General features: G+C 67.8%; 17 protein-coding genes and 6 pseudogenes. 10 read left to right on the top strand and 13 right to left on the bottom strand.

Features of this window, described 5'->3' with window-relative positions; translation table 11 throughout:
* Nucleotides 1–14: 14 nt before the first annotated feature.
* The 5 genes and pseudogenes from QM774_RS11790 to QM774_RS11770 all read left to right on the top strand — a co-directional run bounded on the left by QM774_RS11790 (nt 15) and on the right by QM774_RS11770 (nt 6,307).
* Nucleotides 15–1,032, top strand: a pseudogene (locus QM774_RS11790) (Dyp-type peroxidase).
* 28 nt (nt 1,033–1,060) lie between these two features.
* Nucleotides 1,061–1,865 (top strand): annotated as a pseudogene (locus QM774_RS11785) (family 1 encapsulin nanocompartment shell protein).
* Between the two features lie 3 nt (nt 1,866–1,868).
* A complete protein-coding gene (locus QM774_RS11780; protein WP_414976052.1) occupies nt 1,869–2,609 on the top strand; it encodes a DUF1622 domain-containing protein in 741 nt (246 codons plus the stop codon).
* 57 nt (nt 2,610–2,666) lie between these two features.
* Nucleotides 2,667–4,400, top strand: a complete 1,734-nt coding sequence (locus tag QM774_RS11775; protein ID WP_414976051.1) for an ABC transporter ATP-binding protein — start codon at nt 2,667–2,669, stop codon at nt 4,398–4,400.
* A gap of 20 nt (nt 4,401–4,420) precedes the next feature.
* A complete protein-coding gene (locus QM774_RS11770) occupies nt 4,421–6,307 on the top strand; it encodes an ABC transporter ATP-binding protein (RefSeq protein ID WP_414976050.1) in 1,887 nt (628 codons plus the stop codon).
* 40 nt (nt 6,308–6,347) lie between these two features.
* Here the strand turns inward: QM774_RS11770 and QM774_RS11765 are convergent.
* The 3 genes and pseudogenes from QM774_RS11765 to rnhA all read right to left on the bottom strand — a co-directional run.
* Nucleotides 6,348–6,566 (bottom strand): annotated as a pseudogene (locus QM774_RS11765) (DoxX family protein); the annotation flags it as partial.
* 21 nt (nt 6,567–6,587) lie between these two features.
* Nucleotides 6,588–8,456 (bottom strand): ABC transporter ATP-binding protein, encoded by a 1,869-nt coding sequence (locus tag QM774_RS11760; protein ID WP_414976049.1) that lies wholly within the window; start codon nt 8,454–8,456, stop codon nt 6,588–6,590.
* A 5-nt stretch (nt 8,457–8,461) separates the two neighbouring features.
* Nucleotides 8,462–8,926, bottom strand: a complete 465-nt coding sequence (gene rnhA / locus QM774_RS11755; protein WP_414976048.1) for a ribonuclease HI — start codon at nt 8,924–8,926, stop codon at nt 8,462–8,464.
* A 53-nt stretch (nt 8,927–8,979) separates the two neighbouring features.
* On the opposite strand from rnhA, the gene QM774_RS11750 reads away from it, so the two are divergent.
* Complete coding sequence (locus QM774_RS11750; protein ID WP_414976047.1) at nt 8,980–9,522, top strand: DUF1697 domain-containing protein; 543 nt, start codon at nt 8,980–8,982, stop codon at nt 9,520–9,522.
* A gap of 1 nt (nt 9,523) precedes the next feature.
* On the opposite strand, the gene QM774_RS11745 is transcribed toward QM774_RS11750, so the two are convergent.
* The 3 genes from QM774_RS11745 to QM774_RS11735 form a co-directional block, all read right to left on the bottom strand.
* Entirely contained in the window at nt 9,524–11,572 is a 2,049-nt protein-coding gene (locus tag QM774_RS11745; RefSeq protein WP_414976046.1) for a YhgE/Pip family protein, read from the bottom strand.
* Nucleotides 11,573–12,346 (bottom strand): hypothetical protein, encoded by a 774-nt coding sequence (locus tag QM774_RS11740; RefSeq protein WP_414976045.1) that lies wholly within the window; start codon nt 12,344–12,346, stop codon nt 11,573–11,575. It lies immediately after the preceding gene.
* Between the two features lie 124 nt (nt 12,347–12,470).
* The gene (locus QM774_RS11735; protein ID WP_414976044.1) at nt 12,471–12,869 is read right to left on the bottom strand and encodes a DUF5313 family protein; all 399 of its coding nucleotides are present in this window, start codon (nt 12,867–12,869) and stop codon (nt 12,471–12,473) included.
* A gap of 92 nt (nt 12,870–12,961) precedes the next feature.
* Between QM774_RS11735 and QM774_RS11730 the strand changes: the two genes are divergently transcribed.
* Nucleotides 12,962–13,444 (top strand): MarR family winged helix-turn-helix transcriptional regulator, encoded by a 483-nt coding sequence (locus tag QM774_RS11730; protein ID WP_414976043.1) that lies wholly within the window; start codon nt 12,962–12,964, stop codon nt 13,442–13,444.
* A 28-nt stretch (nt 13,445–13,472) separates the two neighbouring features.
* A pseudogene (locus QM774_RS11725) lies at nt 13,473–13,679 on the top strand (DUF202 domain-containing protein); the annotation flags it as partial.
* 114 nt (nt 13,680–13,793) lie between these two features.
* On the opposite strand, the gene dnaB reads toward QM774_RS11725, so the two are convergent.
* Nucleotides 13,794–15,941: a replicative DNA helicase gene (gene dnaB / locus QM774_RS11720; RefSeq protein ID WP_414976654.1), complete on the bottom strand. Its 2,148-nt coding sequence runs from the start codon at nt 15,939–15,941 to the stop codon at nt 13,794–13,796.
* A 502-nt stretch (nt 15,942–16,443) separates the two neighbouring features.
* Between dnaB and QM774_RS11715 the strand changes: the two genes are divergently transcribed.
* Nucleotides 16,444–16,968 carry a hypothetical protein gene (locus QM774_RS11715; RefSeq protein ID WP_414976042.1) on the top strand — a complete coding sequence of 175 codons (525 nt, stop codon included), beginning with the start codon at nt 16,444–16,446 and terminating at the stop codon, nt 16,966–16,968.
* Nucleotides 16,969–17,041: 73 nt separating this feature from the next.
* On the opposite strand, the gene rplI is transcribed toward QM774_RS11715, so the two are convergent.
* The 4 genes from rplI to rpsF form a co-directional block, all read right to left on the bottom strand.
* Nucleotides 17,042–17,494: a 50S ribosomal protein L9 gene (rplI, locus tag QM774_RS11710; protein WP_414976041.1), complete on the bottom strand. Its 453-nt coding sequence runs from the start codon at nt 17,492–17,494 to the stop codon at nt 17,042–17,044.
* A gap of 20 nt (nt 17,495–17,514) precedes the next feature.
* On the bottom strand, nt 17,515–17,772 hold the full coding sequence (gene rpsR, locus QM774_RS11705) for a 30S ribosomal protein S18 (protein ID WP_414976040.1): 258 nt from the start codon (nt 17,770–17,772) through the stop codon (nt 17,515–17,517).
* 43 nt (nt 17,773–17,815) lie between these two features.
* The gene (locus tag QM774_RS11700) at nt 17,816–18,352 is read right to left on the bottom strand and encodes a single-stranded DNA-binding protein (protein ID WP_414976039.1); all 537 of its coding nucleotides are present in this window, start codon (nt 18,350–18,352) and stop codon (nt 17,816–17,818) included.
* A gap of 111 nt (nt 18,353–18,463) precedes the next feature.
* Nucleotides 18,464–18,745 (bottom strand): 30S ribosomal protein S6, encoded by a 282-nt coding sequence (gene rpsF, locus QM774_RS11695; protein ID WP_414976038.1) that lies wholly within the window; start codon nt 18,743–18,745, stop codon nt 18,464–18,466.
* A gap of 146 nt (nt 18,746–18,891) precedes the next feature.
* On the opposite strand from rpsF, the pseudogene QM774_RS11690 reads away from it, so the two are divergent.
* A pseudogene (locus tag QM774_RS11690) lies at nt 18,892–20,784 on the top strand (GNAT family N-acetyltransferase); the annotation flags it as partial.
* 118 nt (nt 20,785–20,902) lie between these two features.
* Here QM774_RS11690 and QM774_RS11685 read toward each other — a convergent pair.
* Entirely contained in the window at nt 20,903–22,504 is a 1,602-nt protein-coding gene (locus tag QM774_RS11685; RefSeq protein ID WP_414976037.1) for a glycosyltransferase family 87 protein, read from the bottom strand.
* An 18-nt stretch (nt 22,505–22,522) separates the two neighbouring features.
* Nucleotides 22,523–24,719, bottom strand: a pseudogene (locus QM774_RS11680) (transglycosylase domain-containing protein).
* Nucleotides 24,720–24,830: the final 111 nt, after the last annotated feature.

Here is a 24,830-nt window from a genome sequence, read left to right as displayed (position 1 = left end):
ATAAGGTGGATGCCGTGAGCACCGGACAGACGATTCTGACGCGCAAGACCCGCTGCGCGATCTTCCTCATCCTCACCATCGAACCCGGCGGCGAGCAGACCGTGCGTGACGCCGTCGCCGGCCTTCCGAGCCTGGTGCGTGCGGTCGGATCCCGCGAACCCGAGGCCGCGCTCACCGCGATCGCCGCTGTCGGTTCCGACGCCTGGGACCGCCTGTTCACCGGTCCGCGTCCGAAGTCGCTGCGCCCGTTCACGCCGCTCGACGGTCCGGTGCACAGCGCCCCGGCGACGCCGGGCGATCTGCTGCTGCACATCAAGGCCGACCAGATGGACCTCTGCTACGAGGTGGGCCGCAAGTTCTCCGACCAGCTCGGCGACGCGGTCGCCAGCCAGGAGGAGGTGCACGGCTTCCGGTACTTCGATCTGCGCGATCTGATCGGCTTCGTCGACGGCACCGAGAACCCGGTCGGCCAGGAGGCCATCGACGCGATCACCGTGGGCGCCGAGGATCCGGCGTTCACCGGCGGCAGCTACGTGGTCACCCAGCGCTACGTCACCGACTTCGGTGCGTGGGAGTCGCTGTCGGTCGAAGATCAGGAGAAGGCGATCGGCCGCACCAAGGCCGACAACATCGAGATGGACGACGAGGTCAAGCCGGCCAACTCGCACATCGCCCTGAACGTCATCGAGGGCCCGGACGGTGAAGAGATCGACATCGTCCGCGACAACATGCCGTACGGCGACGTCGGCGGCGACCGCGGCACCTTCTACATCGCCTACTCGTCCGGTCCCGACGTCAGCGAACAGAATGCTGCGCAACATGTTCCTCGGCGACCCTCCCGGCAACTACGACCGCCTGCTGGATTTCACCACCGCCGTGAGCGGCGCCCAGTTCTTCGCACCGCCTCTGGAGTTCCTCGACGCTATGCCGGAGGCTCCGGCCGGAACCACCTCGGCCGAGGCCCCCGACACCACCTCCGGCACCGACACCCCGCGCCGCGACGGCTCACTGGGTATCGGCAGCCTGCGCTGACATCGACCACCGATAGAAGGAGAAACCCATGAACAATCTTCACCGCGAACTCGCCCCCATCTCCGACGCCGCATGGGCGCAGATCGAGGAGGAGGCCTCCCGCTCCTTCAAGCGCAACAGCGCCGGCCGCCGCCTGGTGGACGTGAAGGGTCCGCTGGGGCTGGACGTCGATTCGGTGACGCTGGGTCATCGCGCGAAGATCGACGCTCCCGGCGACGGCATCGAGGCCTACATCCGGCACACCCAGCCGCTGGTCGAGCTGAAGGTGCCGTTCGCCCTGTCCCGGGAGGCGATCGACAACGTCGATCGCGGCGCCAACGACTCCGACTGGGATCCGGTGGTGCAGGCCGCCGCCGACCTGGCCCGCGCCGAGGACCGGGCGATCTTCGCCGGCTACGAGGCGGCCGGTATCACCGGCATTCTGCGAGGCCGCGGCCGGCGACGCCATCAAGCTGCCGGCCGACGTGACCGACTACCCGGAGGCCCTGTCGGCCGCCATCAACCAGCTGCGTCTGGCCTCGGTCGACGGTCCGTACTCGCTGGCGCTGTCGGCCGACCTGTACGCCGATGTGAACGAGACCGTCAACGACGGCTACCCGGTCCGCCAGCATCTGCAGCGGATCCTCACCGACGGCGAAATCATCTGGGCGCCGGCCATCACCGACGCCGTGCTGTTGAGCACGCGCGGCGGCGATTTCGAATTGACCATCGGTCAGGACGTGTCGATCGGCTACGACTCGCACGACACCGATAACGTGAACCTGTACTTCATCGAGTCGTTCACGTACCTGAACTTCACCGATGAGGCGGCCGTTCCCCTCCGTCAGAAGTAGCGCATGAAACTCCACGACGTGTTCGATTCCGTCGCCGACATCTTCGAGTCGGTCGGCGTGATCGCGATGAGCATCGGATTCATCGTCTCGTTCCTGATGGCCGGCAAGCGGTTCATCGATCACGCCGGCGGCTCGTTCTCCCTGCTGCGGACGTCGTTGGGCGGGTCGATCCTGCTGGGCCTGGAGATCATGGTCGCCGCCGACCTGATCCGGACCATCACGTCGGATCCGTCGCTGGAGAACGTCGCCGTGCTGGGCGTGATCGTCATCCTGCGGACCATCCTGTCGATGTCGATCCAGATCGAGATCGACGGGACGCTGCCGTGGAAACGCGCGCTCACCGAGTCCGGTGGCGAGGTGCTGGCGAAGAACGTGCGCACCGAGCACGCCCGGGTCACCGGCGCGCGTCGCGCGAAGGCGACTCCGCCGGAGATCGTGGAGGACAACGTGAAGGTGGTCGTCGACGATCACGACGCCCACGTCTCCGCATCGGCTGAGCCCGCCGCCGCATCCGCTTCCTCGACGGTTGAGCCGACCGCCGCGTCGGTCTCCACGACGGTTGAGCCGGGTCGTCGACGGAGCGCAGCGACGACGACGCCCCGTGTCGAAACCACGCCCGCCAAGAAGACGACCCGCAAGACCCCCGCCAAGAAGACGGCCACCAAGTCCGCGGCCCGTAAGCGCGCGACGACCAAGCGCGCCACACACACCGATTCCGGCGAACACGGCGATCGCGACGCCTGACTCCGGCGAATCGGAAACCGGCTCGCCCGGTGTCGGAAGGCTGCGTAGGCTGATCGGGTGCTCATCCGCCTGATCCGGACGTATGTCCTCAAATATCGCGTGATGGTGCTCGCGGTGGTGCTGTTGCAGTTCGTGGCCACGGTCGCGTCGCTGTATCTGCCCACCTTGAACGCCGACATCATCGACGACGGTGTGGCCAAGGGCGATTCCGGCTACATTCTCCGGACGGGCGGCTGGATGCTGCTGGTGTCCGCGGCCCAGGTGATCTGTTCGGTGGCCGCGATGTACTTCGGTGCCCGGGCCGCGCTGGGCGCCGGCCGCGACATGCGCCACGACCTTCTGCATCGCGTCGACGACTTCTCGGCCCGCGAGGTGGGCCAGTTCGGTGCGCCCTCGCTGATCACCCGCACCACCAACGACGTCCAGCAGGTGCAGTTGCTGTCGGTGATGAGTATGTCGATCCTGGTGATGGCCCCGATCATGATGATCGGCGGCATCATCATGGGTATCCGGGTGGCCATGCCGATGTCGTGGATCCTGGTGGTCGCGGTTCCGGTGCTGGGCATCGTGATGGGCCTGCTGATCACCCGGATGATCCCCGGTTTCCGGTCCATGCAGACCCGGATCGACGACGTCAACCGGGTGTTGCGCGAACAGATCACCGGTATCCGCGTGGTGCGGGCGTTCGTCCGCGAGCCCTACGAGATCCGCCGGTTCGGTGTCGCCAACGACCGTCTGGCCGAGGCGTCGCTGCGTGTCGGCCGGATCATGGCGTTGATGTTCCCGCTGGTCATGCTGATCACCAACCTGACGATGATCGCGGTGCTGTGGTTCGGCGGCCATCAGATCGCCGACGGGCGCGTCGAGATCGGCGCGCTGACCGCGATGATGAGCTACGTCATGCAGATCATGATGTCGGTGATGATGGCGTCGTTCCTGGCCATGATGGCCCCGCGCGCGGGTGTCTGCGCCGAACGCATCTGCGAGGTCCTCGACACCGAGCCGTCGGTGCATGCGCCCGCCGACCCGAAGCCGATGACCGGTGATCCGGCGGTGGTCGAGTTCGACCACGCCGAGTTCGGTTATCCGGGAGCGGACGAGCCGGTGCTGCGCGACATCACCGTGACCACCGCACCCGGCACGACCACCGCGGTGGTCGGGTCCACGGGCGCGGGCAAGACCACCCTGATCAATCTGGTGCCGCGCCTGCTCGATGTGACCGGCGGTGCGGTCCGGATCGGCGGCGTCGACATCCGCGAGCAGGATCCCGACGCGTTGCGTCAGCACATCGGCCTGGTGCCGCAGAAGGGCTACCTGTTCTCCGGGACGGTGGCCGACAACCTGCGCAACGGCAAGCCGGACGCCACCAAGGACGAGATGTGGGAGGCGCTGCGGATCGCGCAGGCCGAGGACTTCGTGAAGGCCATGCCCGAGCAGCTGGAGACCGAGGTCGCCCAGGGCGGCACCACCGTGTCGGGCGGGCAGCGTCAGCGGCTCGCGATCGCCCGCGCGGTGATCCGCCGCCCGGCGATCTACCTGTTCGATGATTCCTTCTCGGCGCTCGATCTGACCACCGACGCACACTTGCGGGCCGCGCTCGCACCGGTCACCCGGGACGCTGCGGTGATCGTGGTCGCCCAGCGCATCTCGACGATCACCACCGCCGATCAGATCCTGGTGCTCGACAAGGGTCACCCCGTGGGTCTGGGCACACACGACGAGTTGATCGCTTCGTGCCCGACGTACCGGGAGATCGTCGAATCCCAGCTCGCGATCGGACAGGCGTCGTGACCCGCGGCGGGCCTCCGGGGATGGCGCCGAGCATGGAGAAGGCCCGCTCGTTCGGGCCGTCGCTCAAACGGCTCGTGGGCCAGCTGCGGTATTACCGGATCCGGATGATCGTGGTCGTGGTGGCGATGGTCGGTTCGGTGGTGCTGACGTCCATCGCACCGCGCATCCTCGGTCACGCCACCGACCTGCTGTTCAGTGGTGTGATCGGCGGCAAACTGCCGGCCGGGCTCACCAAGGAGCAGGCCGTCGAAGGCATGCGGGCGCACGGTCAGGGCAAGTTCGCGGACATGGTCGCGGCGATGGACGTGACTCCCGGGCAGGGTGTCGATTTCCATGCCGTCGGCAACGTTCTGCTGACCGTGCTGATCCTGTACCTGGGTGCGGCACTGTGCGGCTGGCTGGGCGCCTATCTGCTGAACATCATCGTGGTCGGCACCATCACCCGGCTGCGCGGCGAGGTCGAGGAGAAGGTGCATCGCCTGCCGCTGTCGTACTACGACTCGGCGGCCCGCGGCGATCTGCTGAGCCGTGTCACCAACGATCTCGACAACCTGTCGCAGTCCATGCAGCAGACCATCTCGCAGCTGCTGAACTCGGTGCTGATGGTGATCGCGATCCTCATCATGATGTTCACCATCTCGCCGTTGCTGTCGGGCATCGCCCTGGCGACGGTGCCGTTGGCGATCGTCGCGACCGCGCTGATCGCGTCGAAATCGAAGCCGCAGTTCATCGGCCAGTGGGCGTCCACCGGCAAGGTGAACGCCCAGATCGAGGAGGCGTTCACCGGGCACGAGCTGGTGAAGGCGTTCGGTCGGCGCGGTGAGGTCGAGCGGGTCTTCGACGAGGAGAACCAGAAGCTCTACGAGTCGAGCTGGAGGGCGCAGTTCATCTCCGGCATGATCATGCCCGCGATCATGTTCCTGGGGAACCTGAACTACGTGGCGGTGGCCGTCGTCGGCGGTCTGCGGGTGGCGTCCGGCCAGCTGAGCCTCGGTGAGGTGCAGGCCTTCATCCAGTATTCGCGCCAGTTCACGCAGCCGCTGACCCAGATCGGGTCGATGTTCAACCAGATGCAGAGCGGTGTCGCGTCGGCGGAACGCATCTTCGACGTTCTGGACGAGCCGGAGGAGACCCCCGATCCGGCCGACCCGATCACCCCGGACTCCGATCACGGCCGCATCGTGTTCGACGACGTCGACTTCTCGTACCGTCCGGACAAGCCGCTGATCGAGGATCTGTCGCTGACCGCCGAGCCCGGCCAGATGGTCGCGATCGTCGGCCCGACCGGTGCCGGCAAGACCACCCTGGTCAACCTGATCATGCGGTTCTACGACGTCGACTCCGGCACCATCACCGTCGACGGCGCCGACTCGATGAAGATGACGCGCGCCGATCTCCGCGAACGCACCGGCATGGTGCTGCAGGATTCGTGGCTGTTCGGCGGCACCATCTACGACAACATCGCCTACGGCGATCCGGATGCGTCACGCGAGCAGGTGCTGGAGGCGGCCCGGATCAGCCGGGTGGACGATTTCGTCCGGTCGCTGCCCGACGGCTACGACACGGTGATCGACGACGAGGGCGGCGGTGTGAGCGCCGGCGAACGTCAGCTGATCACGATCGCCCGCGCCTTCCTGGCGCAGCCGACGATCCTGATCCTGGATGAGGCGACGAGTTCGGTGGATACCCGCACCGAGTTGCTGATCGGCCAGGCGATGGCGGCGCTGCGCTCGGATCGCACCAGTTTCGTGATCGCGCACCGCCTGTCGACGATCCGCAACGCGGATCTGATTCTGGTGATGGAGAACGGTCACATCGTGGAGCAGGGCACCCACGATCAGCTGCTGGAGGCGAAGGGCGCGTACTACGAGCTGTACAACTCGCAGTTCGCCGCCGCCATCGAGTGACGCACCCCCGCCCGATGGTTGAGCGGGCCCGGCTGGGCCTCTATAGCCAGACGGTCGCCAGCCAGATGAGCACGATCGATGCGGCCAGCAGGACGTAGTTGAGGCCCAGCTGCTTGTATTCCTTGCGGCTGACGTGCAGGGCGATGGCCCCGACCTGCACGAGCGTCAGTCCGATCGCGGTGGCCAGCGCCAGCCACGGCGCGATGCCGGTCAGCGGCGGCAGGATCAGACCGAAGGCGCCGAGTACCTCGAGCACGCCGAGGGCCCGGGCACAGCCGAATCAGCGTTGCTCGGCGACCAGTCCCGCGTAGACGCCGCCGAGCGCCAGCAGGTCGTCGTGGTCACCGGATTCGACGATCCGGCCGTCGACGAGCACGTTGATGACGTCGGCGTCGCGCACGGTGGACAGCCGGTGGGCGACCGACAGCGTGGTGCGACCGACGGCGGCGCGTTCGAGCGCTTCCTGGACGACCCGCTCGGAGACGGTGTCGAGGGCAGAAGTGGCCTCGTCGAGCAGGAGCACCGGCGGATTCTTCAGCAGGACCCGGGCGATCGCCAGACGCTGCTTCTCGCCGCCCGACAGCCGGTAGCCGCGTTCACCGACGATCGTGTCGTATCCGTTCTCGAAGCCGGCGATGACGTGGTGGATGTTGGCGTCGGTGCATGCCCGCACCAGGTCGTCGTCGGTGGCGTCGGGTTTCGCGTACCGCAGGTTCTCGGCGATGGTGGCGTGGAACAGGTAGGTCTCCTGCGACACGATCCCGACGTGGTCGATGATCGAGGTTCCGACCAGCCGGCGCACGTCCTCACCGGCGAACAGGACCGATCCGCTCGTCGCCTCGTAGAGGCGCGGCGTCAGATACATGATGGTGGTCTTGCCGGCACCGCTCGGTCCGACGAAGGCCACGTGCCGGCCGGGTTCGGCGACGAACGAGACGCCGTCCAGGGTCGGCCGCGAGCCGGGTGCCGCGTCCGGGTACGCGAACACGACGTCGCGGTATTCGATGCGCCCGATCGGTCCCGGGGCCTCCTCGACGGTGATCGCATCGGGGGCGTCCGCGACGGCCGGAACCAGGTCGAGGTATTCGAAGATGCGGGCGAACAGGGCCTGCGAGGTCTGAACGTCGAGGGCCACCCGCATGAGTCCGGTCATCGGCTGCAGGACTCGGGCGAGCACCGTCGTGAAGGCGACGATGGTGCCGGCGGAGATCACCACGTTTCCGTGGCTCATGAACAGCCCGGACACCAGGTAGATGACGACGGGCACGCTCGACATGATGACGCCGACCACAGCCATGAAGCCCGATCCGCTCATCGCCCGGCGCACCTGCAACGCCACCTGCTGATCGTTCTGCTCCCGGTACTTGGCCGAGTCGACGCGCTGCCGGTTGAACGACTTGGACAGCATCACCCCGGACACCGACAGCGACTCCTGGGTGATCGCGGTCAGTTCGCTCAGCGACTCCTGGGTGGCCGCGGCGATCCGGACCCGGCGCTGCCCCACCTTGCGCTGAACGACGACGAGGATCGGCAGCAGCACCAGCGCGATGATCGTCAACCGCCAGTTCAGCACCACCATGGTGACGACGGAGGCGGCGACGGTGACCACGTTGCCGAGGATGCTGGTGACCGTGTTGGTGAGCACGCCGGAGACGCCGCCGACGTCGTTCTGGAGACGGGACTGGATGACACCGGTCTTGGTGCGGGTGAAGAACGCGAGTTCCATGTCCTGCAGGTGCTCGAAGAGCTGCACGCGCAGGTCACCGGTGACCGCGTTGCCGACCGAGGCGGTGGACCACGTCTGCCCGATGTTGAGGGCCGCCGACAGCAGGAACAGCCCGAACATCGCGGCGCACAGGATCACCAGCAACCGGACGTCCACCGACTGGACGTGACCGTCGTGGACGGGGAACAGTGCGTGGTCGAAGATCTTCTGGACCAGCAGCGGCGGGACGACGGCGACCGCCGCACCGGCGATCACCAGGACGGCGGTGAGGGCGAGCTGGCCCTTGTAGGGACGGAACAGGGCGGCGACTCGCCGCCACAGGTGCGGAACGTGCGGGGCGGCGGCGTTCAGTTCCCGCTGCCGCGCCTCGTCGACGCCGCGGAAGGCTCCGCCGCGACCACCGCCGCCTCCGGGCGGCCCCATCATGGTCACGGGGCGTCGCGCAGGTTCCGGGCCGCGGAGGTGGCGAGGTCGTCGGCGATCTCGTTGTAGTGGTCGCCGTTGTGGCCCTTCACCCAGCGCCACTGCACGGTGTGCCGCTTCTCCTCGTCGAGGAGGCGCTGCCACAGATCGTCGTTCTTGACCGGCTTCTTGGCGGCGGTCTTCCATCCGTTGCGCTGCCAGCCGGCGACCCACTTGGTGATCCCGTCCTTGACGTACGACGAATCGGTCCAGATGACGACGTTCGAGGGCCGGGTCAGCAGTGCGAGCGCCTCGATCGCGGCGGTGAGTTCCATCCGGTTGTTGGTGGTCTCGGTCTCGGCGCCGGAGATGCGCTTCTCCTTGCCCCTGTACCGCAAGACCGCACCCCATCCGCCGACGCCCGGATTGCCCAGGCAGGCGCCGTCCGTGGAGATCTCCACCGTCGCATCGGTTCCGGCTGCATCGCTCATGGTGTTCCACGCTACCGGGGCGCCCGTCGGACCGGTGATGACAGACTCGAGGCATGTCGACGACACGGGTACATCTGTTACGGGCGGTCAACGTCGGCGGCGCGACGCTGCCGATGGCGAGGCTGCGGGAGATCGCGGCCGGACTGGGTGCCACCGACGTCAGCACGTACATCGCGTCCGGCAATCTGCTGTGCCGCCCGCCCGCCGACCCCGACGGTTTCGACCGGGCACTCGAGCAGGCCATCGAAACCGAGTTCGGGTTCTTCCGCGAGGTCATCTCCCGGGACCCCGGGGAACTGCAGGCCGCGCTGGACGCCCACCCGTTCGGGACGGGGCCGGATCTCTCCGACGCCCCGTACGGCCACATCTACTTTCTGGCCGGCACACCGGAGCCGGAGCTCGCCGACGCGTTCGTCGCCCGCGACTTCGGGGCGGGGGAACGTCTCGCGGTGATCGGCCGGGACCTGCACATCGACTATCCGGTCGGCCCCGGCAAGTCGAAGCTGACGGCGGCCTCGATCGCCAAGGGACTAGGCGTGCCCGGCACCGGCCGCAATCTGCGGACCGTCGCCAAGCTCATCGCCCTGGCCGGCTGACCTACACCTGGATGGGCGGGAACAGCTGCACCATCGTGTACTGACGGTTGCGGCGGGCGCCCCACGCGCTGACGGCGAGTGCCCCCGCCATGATGCAGGCCAGCACGATGACCGCGTGCCAGAGCCGGCCGTCGATTCCGCCGGCGATCAGTTGCCGCAGCCCCGTGACGGCGTAGCTCATCGGGTCGTACGGGTGCAGCAGCTGCGCGGGTCGCGCGGTGGTCTCCACCGGGTAGACGCCGCCGGAGCACACGATCATCACCATCAGCACCGCCAGTGACGCCACCCGGCCGACGGCGACGCCGAGCAGCACGTTGAGCATCTGGATCAGCGCGAGGAACGCCGCCCCCACCAGCAGCATGAAGCCGAGCATGCCGAGCGGATGGGCGGGGTCGAGCCCGACGAAGAAGTGCGACACCGTGAACATAACGATCACCTGCGCGGCGGCGATCAGACTGGCCGGCCAGTAGGACGCCAGGACGGTGCGCAGTCCGCTGAGACCGCCCACCAACGGTCGCGGCTGGATGGGTTTGAGCAGCATCCAGATGATCATGGTCCCGATGAACAGGGCGAGCGGCAGGAAGAACGGGGCGAAGCCGGTACCGAAGTTCGGTGCCGCATTGTGCTTGAACGTCTTCAGCGCCACCGGCGACGACAGATTGGCCGACGCCTTCTGCCGCTGGTCGGAGCCCCCGAAGTCGGGGATCTGTTTGACGCCGTCGGCCAGGCCGGTGTGCAACTGGCTGGCGCCGTCGTTCAGGCGATGGGCGCCGTCGTCGAGTTCGGGCAGGCCCCCGGCCAGCTGGTCCGCGCCGGCCGCCAGCCGCTGGCTGCCGTCGTTGAGCTGATTGAGACCGTCGGCCAGCTTCGCCGAGCCGTCCTTCAGTTGCTGGGCGCCGTCGCTCAGCTGATCGACTTTTCCGGCCAGCTCACCGGAGTTGACCGCGTCGAGCATCGACCGCAGCGACGAGTCCGGATCGTTCAGCTGCCGGGACAGGGTGCCGGCCTGTTCGCTGTACTTCTCCGCCTGCGCGCGGGTGTCCGGGTCGATGCCGCCACTGGTGAGGAAGGCGAGCACCGGTTTGAGCCCGTTCGCGAGGGCGCGGGCGTTCGGATCACCCGTGGCGCGCAGCGAGGCGATGGTCTGCTCGACGGCTTGCGCGGCCTGCGACTGCTGCACGCCGGCCTGGCCGACCGCGGACAGGAGGGTGGAGAGCTGTCCACTGAGTTGTCCGAGTTGTGCCGCGTCCGCCGACGTGACACCGAGTCCCTGGACCTGGGACAGGAGCGGCTTGAGCGGCCCGGTGGCCTGCGCGATGCCGTCGGCGAGCTGTGCGTTCCCGTCGGCGAGCTGCTGGGCGCCGTCCTTGGCCGTCGCCATGTTGGTGGCGAGCTCGTTCGCGCCGTCGGCGAGTTGCTGGGCGCCGTCGTTGGCGCGGCCGGTACCGGCCATCAGCTGCTCGGTGCCGTCCTGAAGTTGTCCGGCGCCGTCGGCGGCACGTTCGAGCCCGCTTCCGGCGGTCTGCAGGCCGACCAGGATCTGGTCGACGGAGCGCCCGCCGATCTGCTCGTTGAGCGCGCTGGTCACCTGGGTGGCGGCGGTGTTGCCGATGACGCCCGCCAGATAGCTGTTGGCGTCGTTGAAGGCGAACTGGACCTGCGCCTTGTGCGGATCCTTCGTGGTGGCCGATGCGATGGACGACGAGAAGTCCTGCGGGAGGGTGATGGTGAAGTAGTAGCGGCCGTGGGCGAGTCCGTCGGCGGCGTCGGCGGCACTGGTCGGGATCAGGTCGAGCTGGCCGGACTTGACCATGCTGTCGACCACCTGGTCGCCGGCGTTGAGGTCCTGTCCGTTGGCCTGTGCCCCGGTGTCCTGGTTGACCAGGGCGACCGGCAGCTTGTTGACCTCGTTGAACGGATTCCAGTAGACCCACAGGTACATCGCGCCGTACAGCAGCGGCAGCAGGATGATGGTGACGATGGCCAGGCGCGGCATGGCGCCTTTGGAGTAGCGCTTGAGCTCGGTGCCCAGTGACATTCCGGCGAGCATTCACTCACCCCCTCTCGTGTCCGGCACCGCCGTCGTATCAGGCACCGCTGTTCTATCAGGCACCGTGGCGATCTCGACGGCGTCGTCGTCGGCCGGAAGCGCATCGACCGGCAGCAGTTCGACGGGCAGTTCCTCGCGGTAGTCGAGTGCCGGGTCGACCTCGTTGACGGTGCAGGTGATGACGGTCTGCTGTTCGCCCAGGGCGGCCAGCCGCTGGACCAGCAGCCGCTGGTTGACGTCGCTGGTGACCTGATCGATGTTGCCGACCACCAGGAGCGGGGGCCGCTGCGTGTTGGCGAGGGCGACGCGCAGCAGGATGCCGTCGAGCTCGGTCAGGTTCTCCACGTATTCGTGCAGCGGGGGCAGGGGCAGCTCACCGAAGACGGGGCGGCACACGGCCTCGTAGTGCTGCTGGTCGGCCTTGCGGACGAGCCGGTACCAGGGTGCGTCCCAGCGGAGCTTCTCGGTGACGAGGTCGACGACGCGCACCGAGGCGTAGACGCTGTCGAGCGCTTCGATGGCGGCGAGCGCCGACTGCGCGAAGATCCGTTTGATCGAGGTCTCACCGAAGACCGACAGGGTGCCGCCGTGCGGTTTCATGCGGCCGGCGAGGGTCATCTGCAGGGCGGTGCGGCCGGGCCCGGACGGGGCACGCAGGATCGTCAGCCCGCCGGCCGGAACGTCGAGGTCGAGGGGACCGTAGACGCGGCCCCAGGGACCGGTCTGGGTGATGCCGCGCGCCTGCACCGCTGGCTGGGGGTTCTCGGCGCTCATGGACTTCGAGGCTAGTCCGGTGGCGGCCGCGCACAAGCCGTGGAACGGCAGAAAGTGTGGAAACGCACGTGATCAGAATCCGAGCGATTCCGATCACGTGCGTTCTCAGATGAGGGTGCCGCCGTCAGGCCGCATCCGCGTCGTCGGTGCGGCCCGCGCGATAGATGGCGTCGTACTCCTCTTTGCGCGCCCGCTGCTGCGCCTGCTGCCGGTAGGTGTGGGGGTCGTTGCCGAATCCGTGTTTGGCGAGCCGGCGGGCGCGGTTCTGATCCATGTAGGAGACCGAGAAGATCAGCGCCAGCGAGGCGCCGAGCAGCACCATGAGCGCGCGTATCCACCAGGGGCCGGGGAATGCGAAATACAGGATCAGGTAGATCGGGCTGAAGCAGAACTGCATCCGGATCATGTGCCGGATCACCGCGGTGCGGCCCATCAGGTCGTTGGCGACCCAGTCGCGCTTGCTGTCGGGCAGCGTGGCTCCGTACGAGTAGGCGATCCACTGCAGCGGGTTCGGGCGGCTCATGTCAGTCCATCCATTTCAGTCGTGCACTATTCAACAGTGCCCAACATACCACGATTCAATCGTGCGCTACTCAATCGCGGTATAGTGGGTCCATGAGCACTCCCCCCGCCGACCGCGCAGTCCAGATCGACGGCAACCCGCTGCTGCTGGAACGGCAGGTCTGCTTCGCGCTGGCCGTCGCGAACCGGTCGGTGCTCAAAATCTACCGCCGCCTGCTCGACCCGCTCGGTCTGACGCATCCCCAATACCTGGTGATGCTGTCGCTGTGGGAGCACGACAAGCTCTCGGTCAAGGAGCTCGGCGATCTGCTGCAGCTCGACTCGGCGACCCTCTCCCCACTGCTCAAGCGACTCGAGGCCAACGGCCTCATCCAACGCAAGCGGAGAGAGGACGACGAGCGTAGCGTCGACGTCGTCCTGACCGACGCCGGTCGCGACCTGCGCAACCAGGCCGTCGAGATCCCCGGCAAGGTGGTGGGTGCACTCGGTGTGGGGATGGACGACCTGCTGGAGTTGCACTCGGTGCTGACCAAGGTCAACGCCGCGGCACTACGCGCGGACGCCGCCACGGACTGACCGGGACGGCATCGGCCGAAGGAGCCCCATGTCCCGACCCCCGCTGCCCGACGATCCCGACGCGCCCACGGCCCCGCCCGGCGCCGTCGACGCCCGCTTCACCCTCGCCGCCGAACGCACGGTCCTCTCGTGGATCCGCACCTCGATCGGCCTGATCGCCGCGGGCGTGGCGGTGATCCATCTCTTCGAACCGTTCGGGAACACCACGGCACGCATCGTGCTCGGCACGTTCGTGATCGCCGCCGGCGTCTTCGCCGCCGTCTCCGGCGTCCTGCGCTGGCGTGCCGTCGACCGCTCCGACCGCCGCGATCACGATCAGGACCGCCAGTACGTAGACCGGCCACGGGCGTCAGCCGCGCGCCATGTCGACGAACTTCGACAGGTGCAGCTGGTGCGCCACGGTGATGGTCGCCGTCGGGCCGTTACGGTGCTTGCCGACGATGATGTCGGCCTCGCCGGCGCGGGGATCGTCGCGTTCGAAAGCGTCCGGACGGTGCAGCAGGATCACCATGTCCGCGTCCTGCTCCAGCGAACCGGACTCACGCAGATCCGACACCTGCGGCCGCTTGTCGGTGCGCTGCTCGGGACCACGGTTCAGCTGACTGATCGCGACCACCGGGACCTCGAGCTCCTTGGCCAGCAGTTTGAGGGATCGGGAGAACTCCGACACCTCCTGCTGACGGGACTCGACCTTCTTGCCCGACGTCATCAGCTGCATGTAGTCGACGACGACGAGCTTCAGGTCGTGCCGCTGTTTGAGGCGGCGCGCCTTCGCCCGGATCTCCATCATCGTCAGGTTCGGTGAGTCGTCGATGAACAGCGGTGCCTCGCTGATCTCACCCATACGGCGGGCCAGCCGCGCCCAGTCGTCGTCGGACATCTTTCCCGAACGCATGTCGGCGAGCTTGACGCGTGCCTCGGCGGAGAGCAGACGCATGACGATCTCCGTCTTGCTCATCTCCAGCGAGAACATGGCGGACGTCTTGCCGTTGTGGATCGACGCCGACCGCAGAAAGTCCATGGCGAGCGTCGAGTTGTGGGTCGGCACCATCGCCTCGCCGGCGAGGTACAGGTGGTCGGCGTTGTCGACCTGCACGCACCGGACCGGTACGGGCGGCACCGGACGGATCTCCACGATCCGGCGGCCGCGGGCCCGGCCGCGCAGCTCCTTGTGGCGCACCGCCTTCTCGTGAACGGTGAACACGTCGTCGTCGGCGGCCATCTTGATCCAGCCGGTGCGCTGACGCCGGAACGTGTAGCCCAGGCCCGCGATCAGGTCGGTGAGGACCTCCGACATGCGGCGGGTGACCGACGGAATGGTGATCCAGCCGTCGTCCTCCACGCGTGCCCGCGCGTCCAGGACACCGGCGAGCAGCGCCTTGCGCTGGGCGATGGATCCGCGGAGGTACTCGTCGGGGATGAGGCCGGCCAGGTCGGCCATCAGGGTCATCACGTCCACCGGACCCTCGGCGTCGATGCGCAGCCCGATCTCCGGATCGTCGTAGGCCATGCCGGCCAGTGCGGCCACCGTGTACGGGCCGTAGGCGAACTCGCGCTCGGGCAGTTCGATCGGCGCGGTGTTGGCGACCGACGCCCGGCCGACGAACTCGCGGAGCGCACCGGTGGTGATCACCCGCGACTCGTCGTCGATGTCGGCGACCCACTGGTGCTGTTCATCGGCCACCAGCACGGCGCCGTCGTCGAACTCGACCTCGTAGCAGGGACGGTCGGTCATCACCTCGCTGATCGCGACCACGCGGGTCGGGCGACCATCCGCGCCGATGAGCTGATCGCCGACGGCCACCTTGCCCATCCGGGTCCAGCCGTCGGGCGTCGGCAGCGGCGTGTCCAGGGCAAGGGCCTTCCCCACGCCGGGGCGGGCGGCGACGATGATCATCTGGCCCGGGTGCAGGCCGTTGGTGAGGGAGTCGAGGTCGGCGAACCCGGTCGGCACACCCAATGAGATACCGCCGCGCGAGGCGATCGAGTCCAGCTCGTCGAGGGTCGGCTGCATCAGTTCGTCGAGGATCACGTAGTCCTCGGTCTGGCGGCGTTCGGTGACGTCGTAGACCTCGGCCTGCGCCCGGTCCACCACTTCGGCGACGTCCTGGCCGTCGCTGCCCGCGTAGCCGTACTGCACGATGCGCGTGCCCGCCTGCACCAGTCGGCGCAGCACCGCCTTCTCCGCCACGATCTCCGCGTAGAACCCGGCGTTGGCGGCCGTGGGGACGGTGGAGATGAGGGTGTGCAGGTAGGGGGCGCCGCCGGCCTTGCGCAGCTCGCCCTTGCGTTCCAGTTCGGCCGCCACGGTCACCGCGTCGGCGGGTTCACCCTTGCCGTACAGCTCGAGGATGGCGTCGTAGACGGCCTGGTGTGCGGGCTTGTAGAAGTCGTCCGGCTTGATGCGTTCGAGGACGTCGGCGATGGCGTCCTTGGAGAGCAGCATGCCGCCGAGGACGGACTGCTCGGCCGCGATGTCCTGCGGCGGCTGCCGCAGCGACTCCTGCTGTGGCTCCGGCGGCTCCCCCGGCCCCGGATCCGCGTGAGTATCAGGCGGCAGGACGTTGTCCCCGACTGTCAACTGCACACCTCCCCGGGTACTTCGTTTCGCGGCCCCGCTAACCGCGACGTGACGGACGCATGAATCGCGGCCTTCGGTGAGGTTAGGGCCGCCCTACGACACTCGCCAAACGGTTGCTGTGGACGGATCTGGGGACAGCGTGTGGAGAACCCTGCCGCATCGCTGGACAGCCTGTGAACACCGCTGTGGACACTCCGCGAGTTTTGTCCGAACTTTCCGTCATACATGCAGGTCATGCCCCTTTCGGGCAGTCCACAGCAGATGGATTTCCTTGGTCCCGGCGTGTCGCGTTGCGCCACGCCCGACCGGGGTTCGAGCACTACTTGAGAGAGTCGCCGATCCGGTGGATGGACTGTGTTCGCGGCCACATTCGTGGTGAAATGGACGGGTGCGTGCCTTCAGATCATTCAGTGCCCGGGTGGCCGGACTCGCCGTCGCGGCGGCCGCCGCCACCACCGTCGTCGCCGCGGCGCCGGCCGATGCGACGCCTGTCTCGCAGCTGCGTCTCGGCGGATACTCCGCGGTGAACGCCACCGCGTACCGTTCCCTGAGCTACCAGGACAACGGGCGCGTCTACTTCCGTGCCGGGCGCTACCTGTGCCAGATGGGCCCCCAGCCGGGCTCGGTGGCGTGCAAGGGCTACACCCGCACCGCACCGACCGGGTGGCCGGGCGTCCAGGGCGTCGCCATCACCCAGGATCAGCAGGGCCCGTGGTGGGTTCCCAACAATCCGTGGAGCGACTTCAAGATCGGTCCGCGCTCGCACTTCCGCGTGCCGGCGCTCCCGGTCGGGAAGCGGATCTCCGTCTACGGCGCCACCTGCGCCCGTATGAATGCGGGCACGGTCGGCTGCGCCACCACCAACCGGGGCTTCGTGCTGAACCGCGCCGGGCACAAGTTCTACGTGCCCCGCGGCGACAACCGCCACGCCGGCCGGAGCTGACGCGGCCCACCGCACCGACGAGAAACGCCGGCCACCCCGTGAGGGGTGACCGGCGTTCGTCGTCGTGAGTGGATCAGCCGGCGACGACGTCGACGTTGACCTTCGCGTCCACCTTCGGGTGCAGCTTCACGACGACCGGATGGGTACCGGTGGCCTTGATGTGGCCCTTGGGCAGCTCGACGCTGCGCTTCTCGACGACCGGGCCGCCCGCGGCGCGGATGGCGTCGGCGATGTCGGCGGCGGTGACCGAACCGAACAGCTTGCCCGAGTCGTGGGTCTTCACGGTCAGCGAGACCGCGTCGAGGCCCTCGATGGACTGCTTCAGCTCGTTGGCGTGGTCCAGGTCGCGGACGGTGCGCTGCTGCTGGGCGCGGCGGATGCCTTCGACCTGCTTCTCGGCGCCACGGGTGGCGACGATGGCCAGGCCGCGGGGCAGCAGGAAGTTGCGGCCGTAGCCGTCACGCACCTCGACGGTGTCCCCGGCCTCGCCGAGGTTCTCGACTGCAGTGGTCAGGATCAGCTTCATGATGTTGCTTCCCTTCCCGCTCAGCGTCCGGCCGAGGTGAACGGCAGGAGCGCCACCTCACGCGAGTTCTTGACGGCGATCGCGACGTCACGCTGGTGCTGCACGCAGTTACCGGTGACGCGACGCGAACGGATCTTGCCGCGATCGGACAGGAAACGACGCAGCAGCGCGGTGTCCTTGTAGTCGATCTCGGTGTTGTTCTTGTCCTTGCAGAAGGTGCAGGCCTTGGCCTTGGTCACCTTCTCGATGCGGGGCTTGCGCCCCTGCTTCTTTGCCATTTTCTAGCTCCGTTGATGCTGTCGGGCCGGCAGGCCCTGAATATCAGAAGGGGGGTTCGTCGTCCCCGCCACCGAAACCGCCGCCGGCGGCCGGTGCGCTGCCCCACGGGTCTTCGGCGGGTGCCGCCTGCGGTCGGGAACCACCGGCCGGCGCGCCGAAGCCGCCGCCCTGGTTTCCGCCGCCTGCATTGCCTCCACCGAAGCCGCCGCTGCCACCGCGCGGAGTGCGGGTGACCTTGGCGGTCGCGTAGCGCAGCGAGGGACCGATCTCATCCACTTCCAGCTCGACGACGGTGCGACGCTCCCCTTCACGGGTTTCGTACGACCGCTGCTTGAGCTTGCCCTGCACGATCACTCGGGTGCCCTTGGTGAGCGACTCGGTCACGTTCTCGGCCGCGTCCCGCCAAATGCTGCAGCGGAGGAACAGCGCTTCGCCGTCCTTCCACTCGTTCGTCTGACGATCGAAGGTGCGCGGCGTCGAGGCCACCGTGAAGTTGGCGACCGGTGCACCGGATGCGGTGAACCGCAGTTCCGGATCGGCGGTCAGATTGCCTACAACGGTGATGACCGTGTCAGTCATGAGTTTCCCCTGAATCGTGTGTCTGCCTGTGCGAAATCTGATCCCAGCCTAGTGGGCCGGGGTGACAGTTCGCCGAGGTTGAGACGACGCGGATGTGGATGGGTTCGACGATTACTTGCGCAGGACCTTGGTGCGCAGAACCGACTCGTTCAGCTTCAGCTGACGATCGAGCTCGTTGACCGTGTCCGGAGTCGCGTTGAGATCGATGACGGCGTAGATGCCTTCAGCGTTCTTCTCGATCTCGTAGGCGAGACGGCGCTTGCCCCAGATGTCGACATTGTCGACGGAGCCGCCGTCCTTGCGAACGACATTGAGGAAGGTATCCAGGGATGGGGCGACGGTGCGCTCGTCCAGACTGGGATCGAGGATGACCATCATTTCGTAGTGACGCATAAGACCACATCACCTCCTATGGGCTAATCGGCCGCGGACGTTCCGCGGCAGGAGGGTCGCCTGCGTCGGCAACCCGTCCAAGATACATGACGGCCCGGTGACCAGCGAAATCGTCGCCGTCTGCGACGTCCGTTAGAGTTTGGCCCATGTCTGCTGCCGGTACCGTCCCCGTCGCACGCCCCGCCGTGCTCAAGCGCGGGGAGTCCGTCCTCATCCTGGTGACGTCGCTGCTGTTCACCTCGGCGGCCCTGGTGTGGGCCTACCGCGCGAAGGCCGCCTGCGGCGGTGCGCCGTTCCATCCGGACGGCCGCAGCTACCGGTTCCCGGTCGGCGATCCGCACGCGGTGATCCCCTGCTATTCGGACCTCATGTTCCTGTGGGTGGGCCGCGACGTGAACAACCACGTCTTCCCGTACATCCACGGCGGCATCACCGACGGGCATCTGTGGGGCGGCGTGGTCGAGTACCCGGTGCTGTCCGGCCTGTTCATGTGGCTGGGTGCCATCGGCGCGCACACCGATCTCGCCTTCTTCCAGCACTCAGCGCTGCTGCTGGCGCCGTTCGCGCTGGCCATCACGGTGCTGCTGGCCTTCATGGCCCGCTGGTGGGTCATGCTGTGGGCCGCCACCCCGGCGCTGGTGCTGTACGCCTTCCACAACTGGGAGCTTCCCGTCGTGTTCACCTCGGTCGCCGCGATCGCGGTGATGGCATGGGGTGCGAGCGCGAACCCGAGGACCGGAGAACGCCGGTCGTCGCTGCGGACCTCGGCGATCATCGCTTCGGTGCTGCTGGCGGTCGGTTTCTCCCTGAAGATCTATCCGGGCCTGTTCGTGCTGCCGCTGGCCCTCTACGTGCTGACACGCGGCGAGCTGGGCGACACCGTCAAGGTCTCGACCTGGGCCCAGGCGAAGAAGCTGTACGACTGGGCGAGCGCCGGCTGGGTGGTCGCCGCCGCGCTGATCACGACACTGGTGGCCCAGGTGCCGTTCATGGTGCTCGGCTATCAGGGCTGGAAGGCGGCACTGACCTTCCAGGGTCTGCGCAAGGCGGACGTCGACACCAACACCTTCTGGTACTGGGGCGTGCGGTTCCTGCTGGGCCGCAACGAGGAGCTCTACAACACGGTCGTCGGCAAGCTGTCGCCGCTGCTGATCGTGGCCTCGGTGGTGTTCGCGACCTGGCTCGCGTGGCGTGAGTACCGCAAGACCGGCGTCTTCCCGTGGATCGCGAGCAGCTTCACCCTGCTGGCCGGCTTCATGGCCTTCCACAAGGTGCACTCGCCGCAGTACACGCTGTGGCTGCTGCCGTTCTTCGTACTGCTGCGCGTGCCGTGGCAGGCGATCGCCGCCTACCTGGTCACCGACGTCATCCTGGACCTGACGATCTTCCGGCTGTTCGGCCTGATGAACTCGGGCGCCGAGATGAAGTGGTGGGTCATGGGCGGGGTGAACCTGGGCGTCTGGGTGCACTGGCTGCTGCTGCTGTACTTCCTGATCCGCGGTGTGCGGTTCGCGGTGCGTGAGCCGCTCGCCTCCTACCAGGCGACACGGGTCCCGCCGCTCGGTCCGCTGACCCGTCTGGCCGACGCCGACGCCGCGACCGCCGAGTCGTGGCTGGGTGCGCCGACCCTGACGCAGGACGGCGTCACGGTGCGCCCGCTCTCGGTGACCGACGCCGAAGCACTGGCCGCGGTGCCCGGCGACGATCCGGATTTCGCGCCGTGGAGCCCCGGTGTGCCGCGCACCCCCGAGGATGCCGTCCCCTGGATCACCGCGGCGATCCACGATCCGCATCGCATCCCGTTCGCGGTGCTCGATACCGACGGCCGGCTGGTGGGCACCACCAGCTACTACGACGTCGAGCAGCAGTTCAGGAGTCTGGCGATCGGCTTCACGTACTACGCGGCGGACGCCCAGCGCACGTCGGTGAATCCGGCGGCCAAGCTCGCGCTGCTGACGCACGCGTTCGACGACTGCGGGGCGGTCCGCGTCGTGTGGCACACCCACGAGGACAACGCCCGGTCGCGGGCCGCGGTCGAGAAGCTGGGTGCGGGCCTGGACGGTCTGCTGCCCAAGCACCGGCCGTTCGGCGACGGACACCGGACGACGGCGCTGTATTCGATGACCGACGACGACTGGGAGGCGGCGAAGACCGCTCTCAGCCGACGGTCGGCGCCGGCGACGCCGTCAGCGACGAAGAAGGCTGCCCCGAAGAAGAAGTCGGCCCCGACGAAGGCTGCTGCGAAGAAGGCCGCGGGGAAGACGGCGAAGGCGACCCCGTAACGGCCGGTTCGGGGCGGATCAGCAGCGCCCGGACCACCAGCACGCACAGTGCGATGACGGCGACGGCGCGCACCAGCACCGCCAGCTCGAACCACTGTTTGGGGAGCCAGCGCCGGTCGGCGTCGAGGAACAGCGTCATCCGCGGCACCCAGACGAGGGCATCGATCACCATCCACGCCAGCAGGGCGCGCGGATACGGGATGGCGAGGACGGCCAGCGGGACCAGCCACAGCGACGACTGCGGGCTCCACGCCGAACCGACCAGCAGATAGCCGGCGACCAGCAGGAACATCAACTGGGCCGGCGACGGCGTCCGGGCCGCCCGCAGACCGACGTAGACGACGCCGGCGATCACCACGCCGGTCAGGGTCAGGCTCAGCGCGTTCACCAGTGTCGGCGACGGGGTGTGGCCGGCCAGCTCACCGATCACCTGGTACAGGCTGTCGGGCTGCGCACCGCGCTGCCACCACACCCGGAAGTATTCGCCCCATCCACGCGGGTAGGCGATCAGGACCGGCACGTTGACCGCGGCCCACGCCAGCACCGCCGTCACGCAGATCGCCGCGAAGTCGCCGAGCCGTCGCGAACGCACGCAGATCACCAGCAGAGCCGGCAGCAGAAGCAGCGGATACATGCCCGCCGAGGCCGCCAGCCCTACGAAGAGCCCGGTCAGGATCACCCGGTCGCGTGACCAGGCGAGCATGGCGAGCGCCACCAGCATCACCGGGATGATCTCGAACGCGGTGAACGCGTGCAGGATCGCCAGTGGCGAGAGCGCCATCAGCGCGGCCACCCACATCCGGCGGCGGGCGGTCAGCATGGTCGCCCACACCGCGATCAGCCAGAAGAAGGCGAGCAGGATCGCCGAGATGTTGAAGAAGGTCACCGCGTCGAGCTGCTTGGGCAGCGGCGTGTGCGCCACCCGTGCCTGCCAGCCCTGGGTGGCTTTGGCGGCGGCGTACATGAATCCGCCGATCAGCACCGGCTGATCCACGTAGTGGCGGACCTGCCGTCCGTCGGAGTCGGTGACCCAGTAGGTCCGGTACGGCATGGTGCCGTCGCGGAGGTCCTCGACAGACAACCGCTGCGAACTGTAGAAGGCGACGATGTCGGTGTAGCAGAGGCCGTAGAACTGGCGTTGATTGTCCCAGTTCAGGCGTTCGGCGCCGGCCGTGTGGTCGTCGCCCTGCGCGACGGGGGCCTGCTGGATGCAGCCGGCCTTGCCGAACCAGCCGAACGCCAGCGCGATCAGCGCCATCAGGAAGAGCACCCGGAGCGGTGTCCAGGTGCGGTTGCGGCCGATCGCCGCATGCCGGCCCACCGGGCCGCCGATCACCTCACTGGCGACGGCCACCTGCCGGTTGCTGCGGCTCGGCAGCACGCGGCGCCGGTCGATCCGCGCATCGGGCGACAACGGCGCCGGCGAATCGAATTCGCCGGCGCCGTCCGCGTCGGTCCTCGAAGCGAGGTCGGTCACCGCGTGTGGTTACCGCGGCTAGTTGTTTCCGCGGCGACGGGAACGCGTGTTCTCGTTGCCGTTTCCGTTTCCGTTGCCCTGACCGTTGCCCCCGCCGGGAACCTCGATCGTGACACCCGGTGCGAGCGTGACGTTGCCGTCGTCGTCCTCGGTGGGCAGACGCGGGCGCACGTAGTCGTTGCCCGAGTTGTCGGTGTAGTCCGGCTGCGGGGCGTAGGTCACCGGCGGCGGCTCATAGGGCACACCGGCCTGACCGCCGACGGCCTCGGGCTCCGGGAAGTCCTTGATCGGCTCGCCGGCCAGCGCGCCGTCCATGTCGGCCTTCCAGATCTGGGCCGGGATACCCGAGCCGTAGACCAGACCGCCGTAGGCGTTGACCAGCGGCTTGTCGCCCTTGGCGGTACCGACCCAGGTGGCGGTCGACAGCTGCGGGGTGTAGCCGACCATCCACGCGTAACGGTTCTGGCCGGTCTTGGCCAGCTGCGCGGTACCGGTCTTGGCGGCCGACGGACGCGGCCCGTAGGTCGAGTCGTACAGCGAGTTGCCGTTCGAGTACGCGGCGATCGGCTCCATGGCCGCGGTCACGTTCTCGGCGACGGCGGCCTTGATGACGCGCTCACCCGGGTTGGGCTGGCGGTCGAAGAGCACCTCGCCGGTGGAGGTCTCCACCTTCTGCACGAAGTACGGCGACCGGGTCAATGCCGTTGGCGGCGAGCGTGGCGTACGCGGACGCCATGTCCAGCACGGTGGTGTCGTACTGGCCCAGCACGACACCGCCCTCGGTGGTGCCGTCCGGGTTCTGCAGGGTCGGCTTGCCGTCGAGCGTCTTGCTGATGCCCAGCTTGTAGGCGGCGTTCTTCACGTCGTCGGCCTGGTGATCCAGGTCCATCATCAGGCGGTAGTACACCGTGTTCAGCGACATCTTGAGCGCGGTCGCCAGGTTGCAGGTGCCGCACGATTCGCCGTCGGAGTTCTCGACCGTCAGACCTTCCTTGGTCTTGTACGGATCCGACGAATACATCTTCGACAGCGGGATGTCCTGCTCGAGCGCCGCCACCAGGGCGAACACCTTGAACACCGAACCGGTCTGCAGACCGGTCGACGCGTAGTCCCAGCCGGCACCGTCCGCGCCACCGTAGTAGCCGCGGACCGCACCGGTCTCCGGGTCGATGGACACCGAGGCGGTGCGCATGTCGTCGGGCTGGCCGTCGAGGCCGTTCTTGGCGGCGTCCTCCAGCGACTGCTGGGTCTGCTTGTCGATGCCGGTGGTGATCTTCAGACCGTCGGTCTGCACCTGCTGCTCGGTGATGCCCAGCTTGTTCAGCTCGGCGAGCACCTGGTTCTTGATCAGACCCTCCGGGCCCTTCGCCGACTCGTCGACCGGAGCCTTCGGGTCGATGGTCTTCGGGAACTTCTGGGCGTCGCGGTCGTCCTGGCTCAGCTTGCCGATGTCGACCATGCCGTCGAGGACGTAGTTCCAGCGGTTCTTCGCCGCGTCCTCGTCGACGGCCGGGTCGTAGATCGACGGGCCGCGGATGACGGCGGCGAGCAGCGCCGCCTGCGAGGTGTTGAGGTCCTCGATGTTCTTGTTGAAGTAGGCCTTCGACGCGGCGGCCGCACCGTAGGCACCACGACCGAAGTAGATGGTGTTCAGGTAGGCCGACATGATCTGTTCCTTGGACCAGCTCTGCGACATCTTGGTCGACAGGGCCAGCTCCTTGAACTTGCGGTAGTAGCCGGCGAAACCGCTCGCGGCGTCGCCCACCATCGCGTTCTTCACGTACTGCTGGGTGATCGTCGAACCGCCGCCGGCATCCTTGCCGGTCAGTTTGCCGATCGCGGCGCGCGAGAAGCCCTTCGGCGAGAAGCCCGAGTTGGAGTCGAAGTCGCGGTCCTCGGCGGCCTTCACGGCATCCGGCAGTCCGCTCTTGGCGAGCTGGTCGTAGGTCACGTCGGTCCGGTTGCCTTCCGGCGGGACGATCTTGGCGATCTGGTCGCCCTGCTTGTCGACGATCGTCGCGACCTGGTTCTGCTTGATCTCGCCCGGCGCGGGAACGTGGGCGGTCAGGTAGGTGACGAGGAACGCCAGCACACCGAGGATGGCGATGGCCGGAATCGCCGCCGCCCCCCAGGCGAGGATCCGGACCAGCCAGCGCTTCGCGGCGCTGGGACCCGGGCCACCCGGCGCGGGGGCCGGACTCGTTCGATTACTCATCGTTCACTCACTTCTCTGCTGCGCTCGCGCGCACCGACTTCAAAGCTCAAGACACCAGTTTGAGGTACGCGGCCGCTGTCGCCAACTTTCCTGAGAGACTCCCCAGAGACC

Source organism: Gordonia sp. (in: high G+C Gram-positive bacteria) (genome assembly GCF_047600565.1).
In the GTDB taxonomy this organism is placed as follows: domain Bacteria; phylum Actinomycetota; class Actinomycetes; order Mycobacteriales; family Mycobacteriaceae; genus Gordonia.
The sequence above is the reverse complement of the archived record's forward strand: the minus strand, read 5'-3'. Positions and strand labels throughout refer to the sequence as shown.

Bases quoted from the DNA above. Each gene is read 5' to 3' on its own strand.
- QM774_RS11780 (WP_414976052.1), top strand. From the start codon at position 1,869: ATGAAACTCCACGACGTGTTCGATTCCGTCGCCGACATCTTCGAGTCG.
- QM774_RS11745 (WP_414976046.1), bottom strand. From the start codon at position 11,572: ATGCTCGCCGGAATGTCACTGGGCACCGAGCTCAAGCGCTACTCCAAA.
- QM774_RS11750 (WP_414976047.1), top strand. From the start codon at position 8,980: ATGTCGACGACACGGGTACATCTGTTACGGGCGGTCAACGTCGGCGGC.
- QM774_RS11760 (WP_414976049.1), bottom strand. From the start codon at position 8,456: ATGGGGCCGCCCGGAGGCGGCGGTGGTCGCGGCGGAGCCTTCCGCGGC.
- QM774_RS11770 (WP_414976050.1), top strand. From the start codon at position 4,421: ATGGCGCCGAGCATGGAGAAGGCCCGCTCGTTCGGGCCGTCGCTCAAA.
- rpsR (WP_414976040.1), bottom strand. From the start codon at position 17,772: ATGGCAAAGAAGCAGGGGCGCAAGCCCCGCATCGAGAAGGTGACCAAG.
- QM774_RS11730 (WP_414976043.1), top strand. From the start codon at position 12,962: ATGAGCACTCCCCCCGCCGACCGCGCAGTCCAGATCGACGGCAACCCG.
- QM774_RS11700 (WP_414976039.1), bottom strand. From the start codon at position 18,352: ATGACTGACACGGTCATCACCGTTGTAGGCAATCTGACCGCCGATCCG.
- QM774_RS11735 (WP_414976044.1), bottom strand. From the start codon at position 12,869: ATGAGCCGCCCGAACCCGCTGCAGTGGATCGCCTACTCGTACGGAGCC.
- rnhA (WP_414976048.1), bottom strand. From the start codon at position 8,926: ATGAGCGATGCAGCCGGAACCGATGCGACGGTGGAGATCTCCACGGAC.
- rplI (WP_414976041.1), bottom strand. From the start codon at position 17,494: ATGAAGCTGATCCTGACCACTGCAGTCGAGAACCTCGGCGAGGCCGGG.
- QM774_RS11740 (WP_414976045.1), bottom strand. From the start codon at position 12,346: ATGAGCGCCGAGAACCCCCAGCCAGCGGTGCAGGCGCGCGGCATCACC.
- rpsF (WP_414976038.1), bottom strand. From the start codon at position 18,745: ATGCGTCACTACGAAATGATGGTCATCCTCGATCCCAGTCTGGACGAG.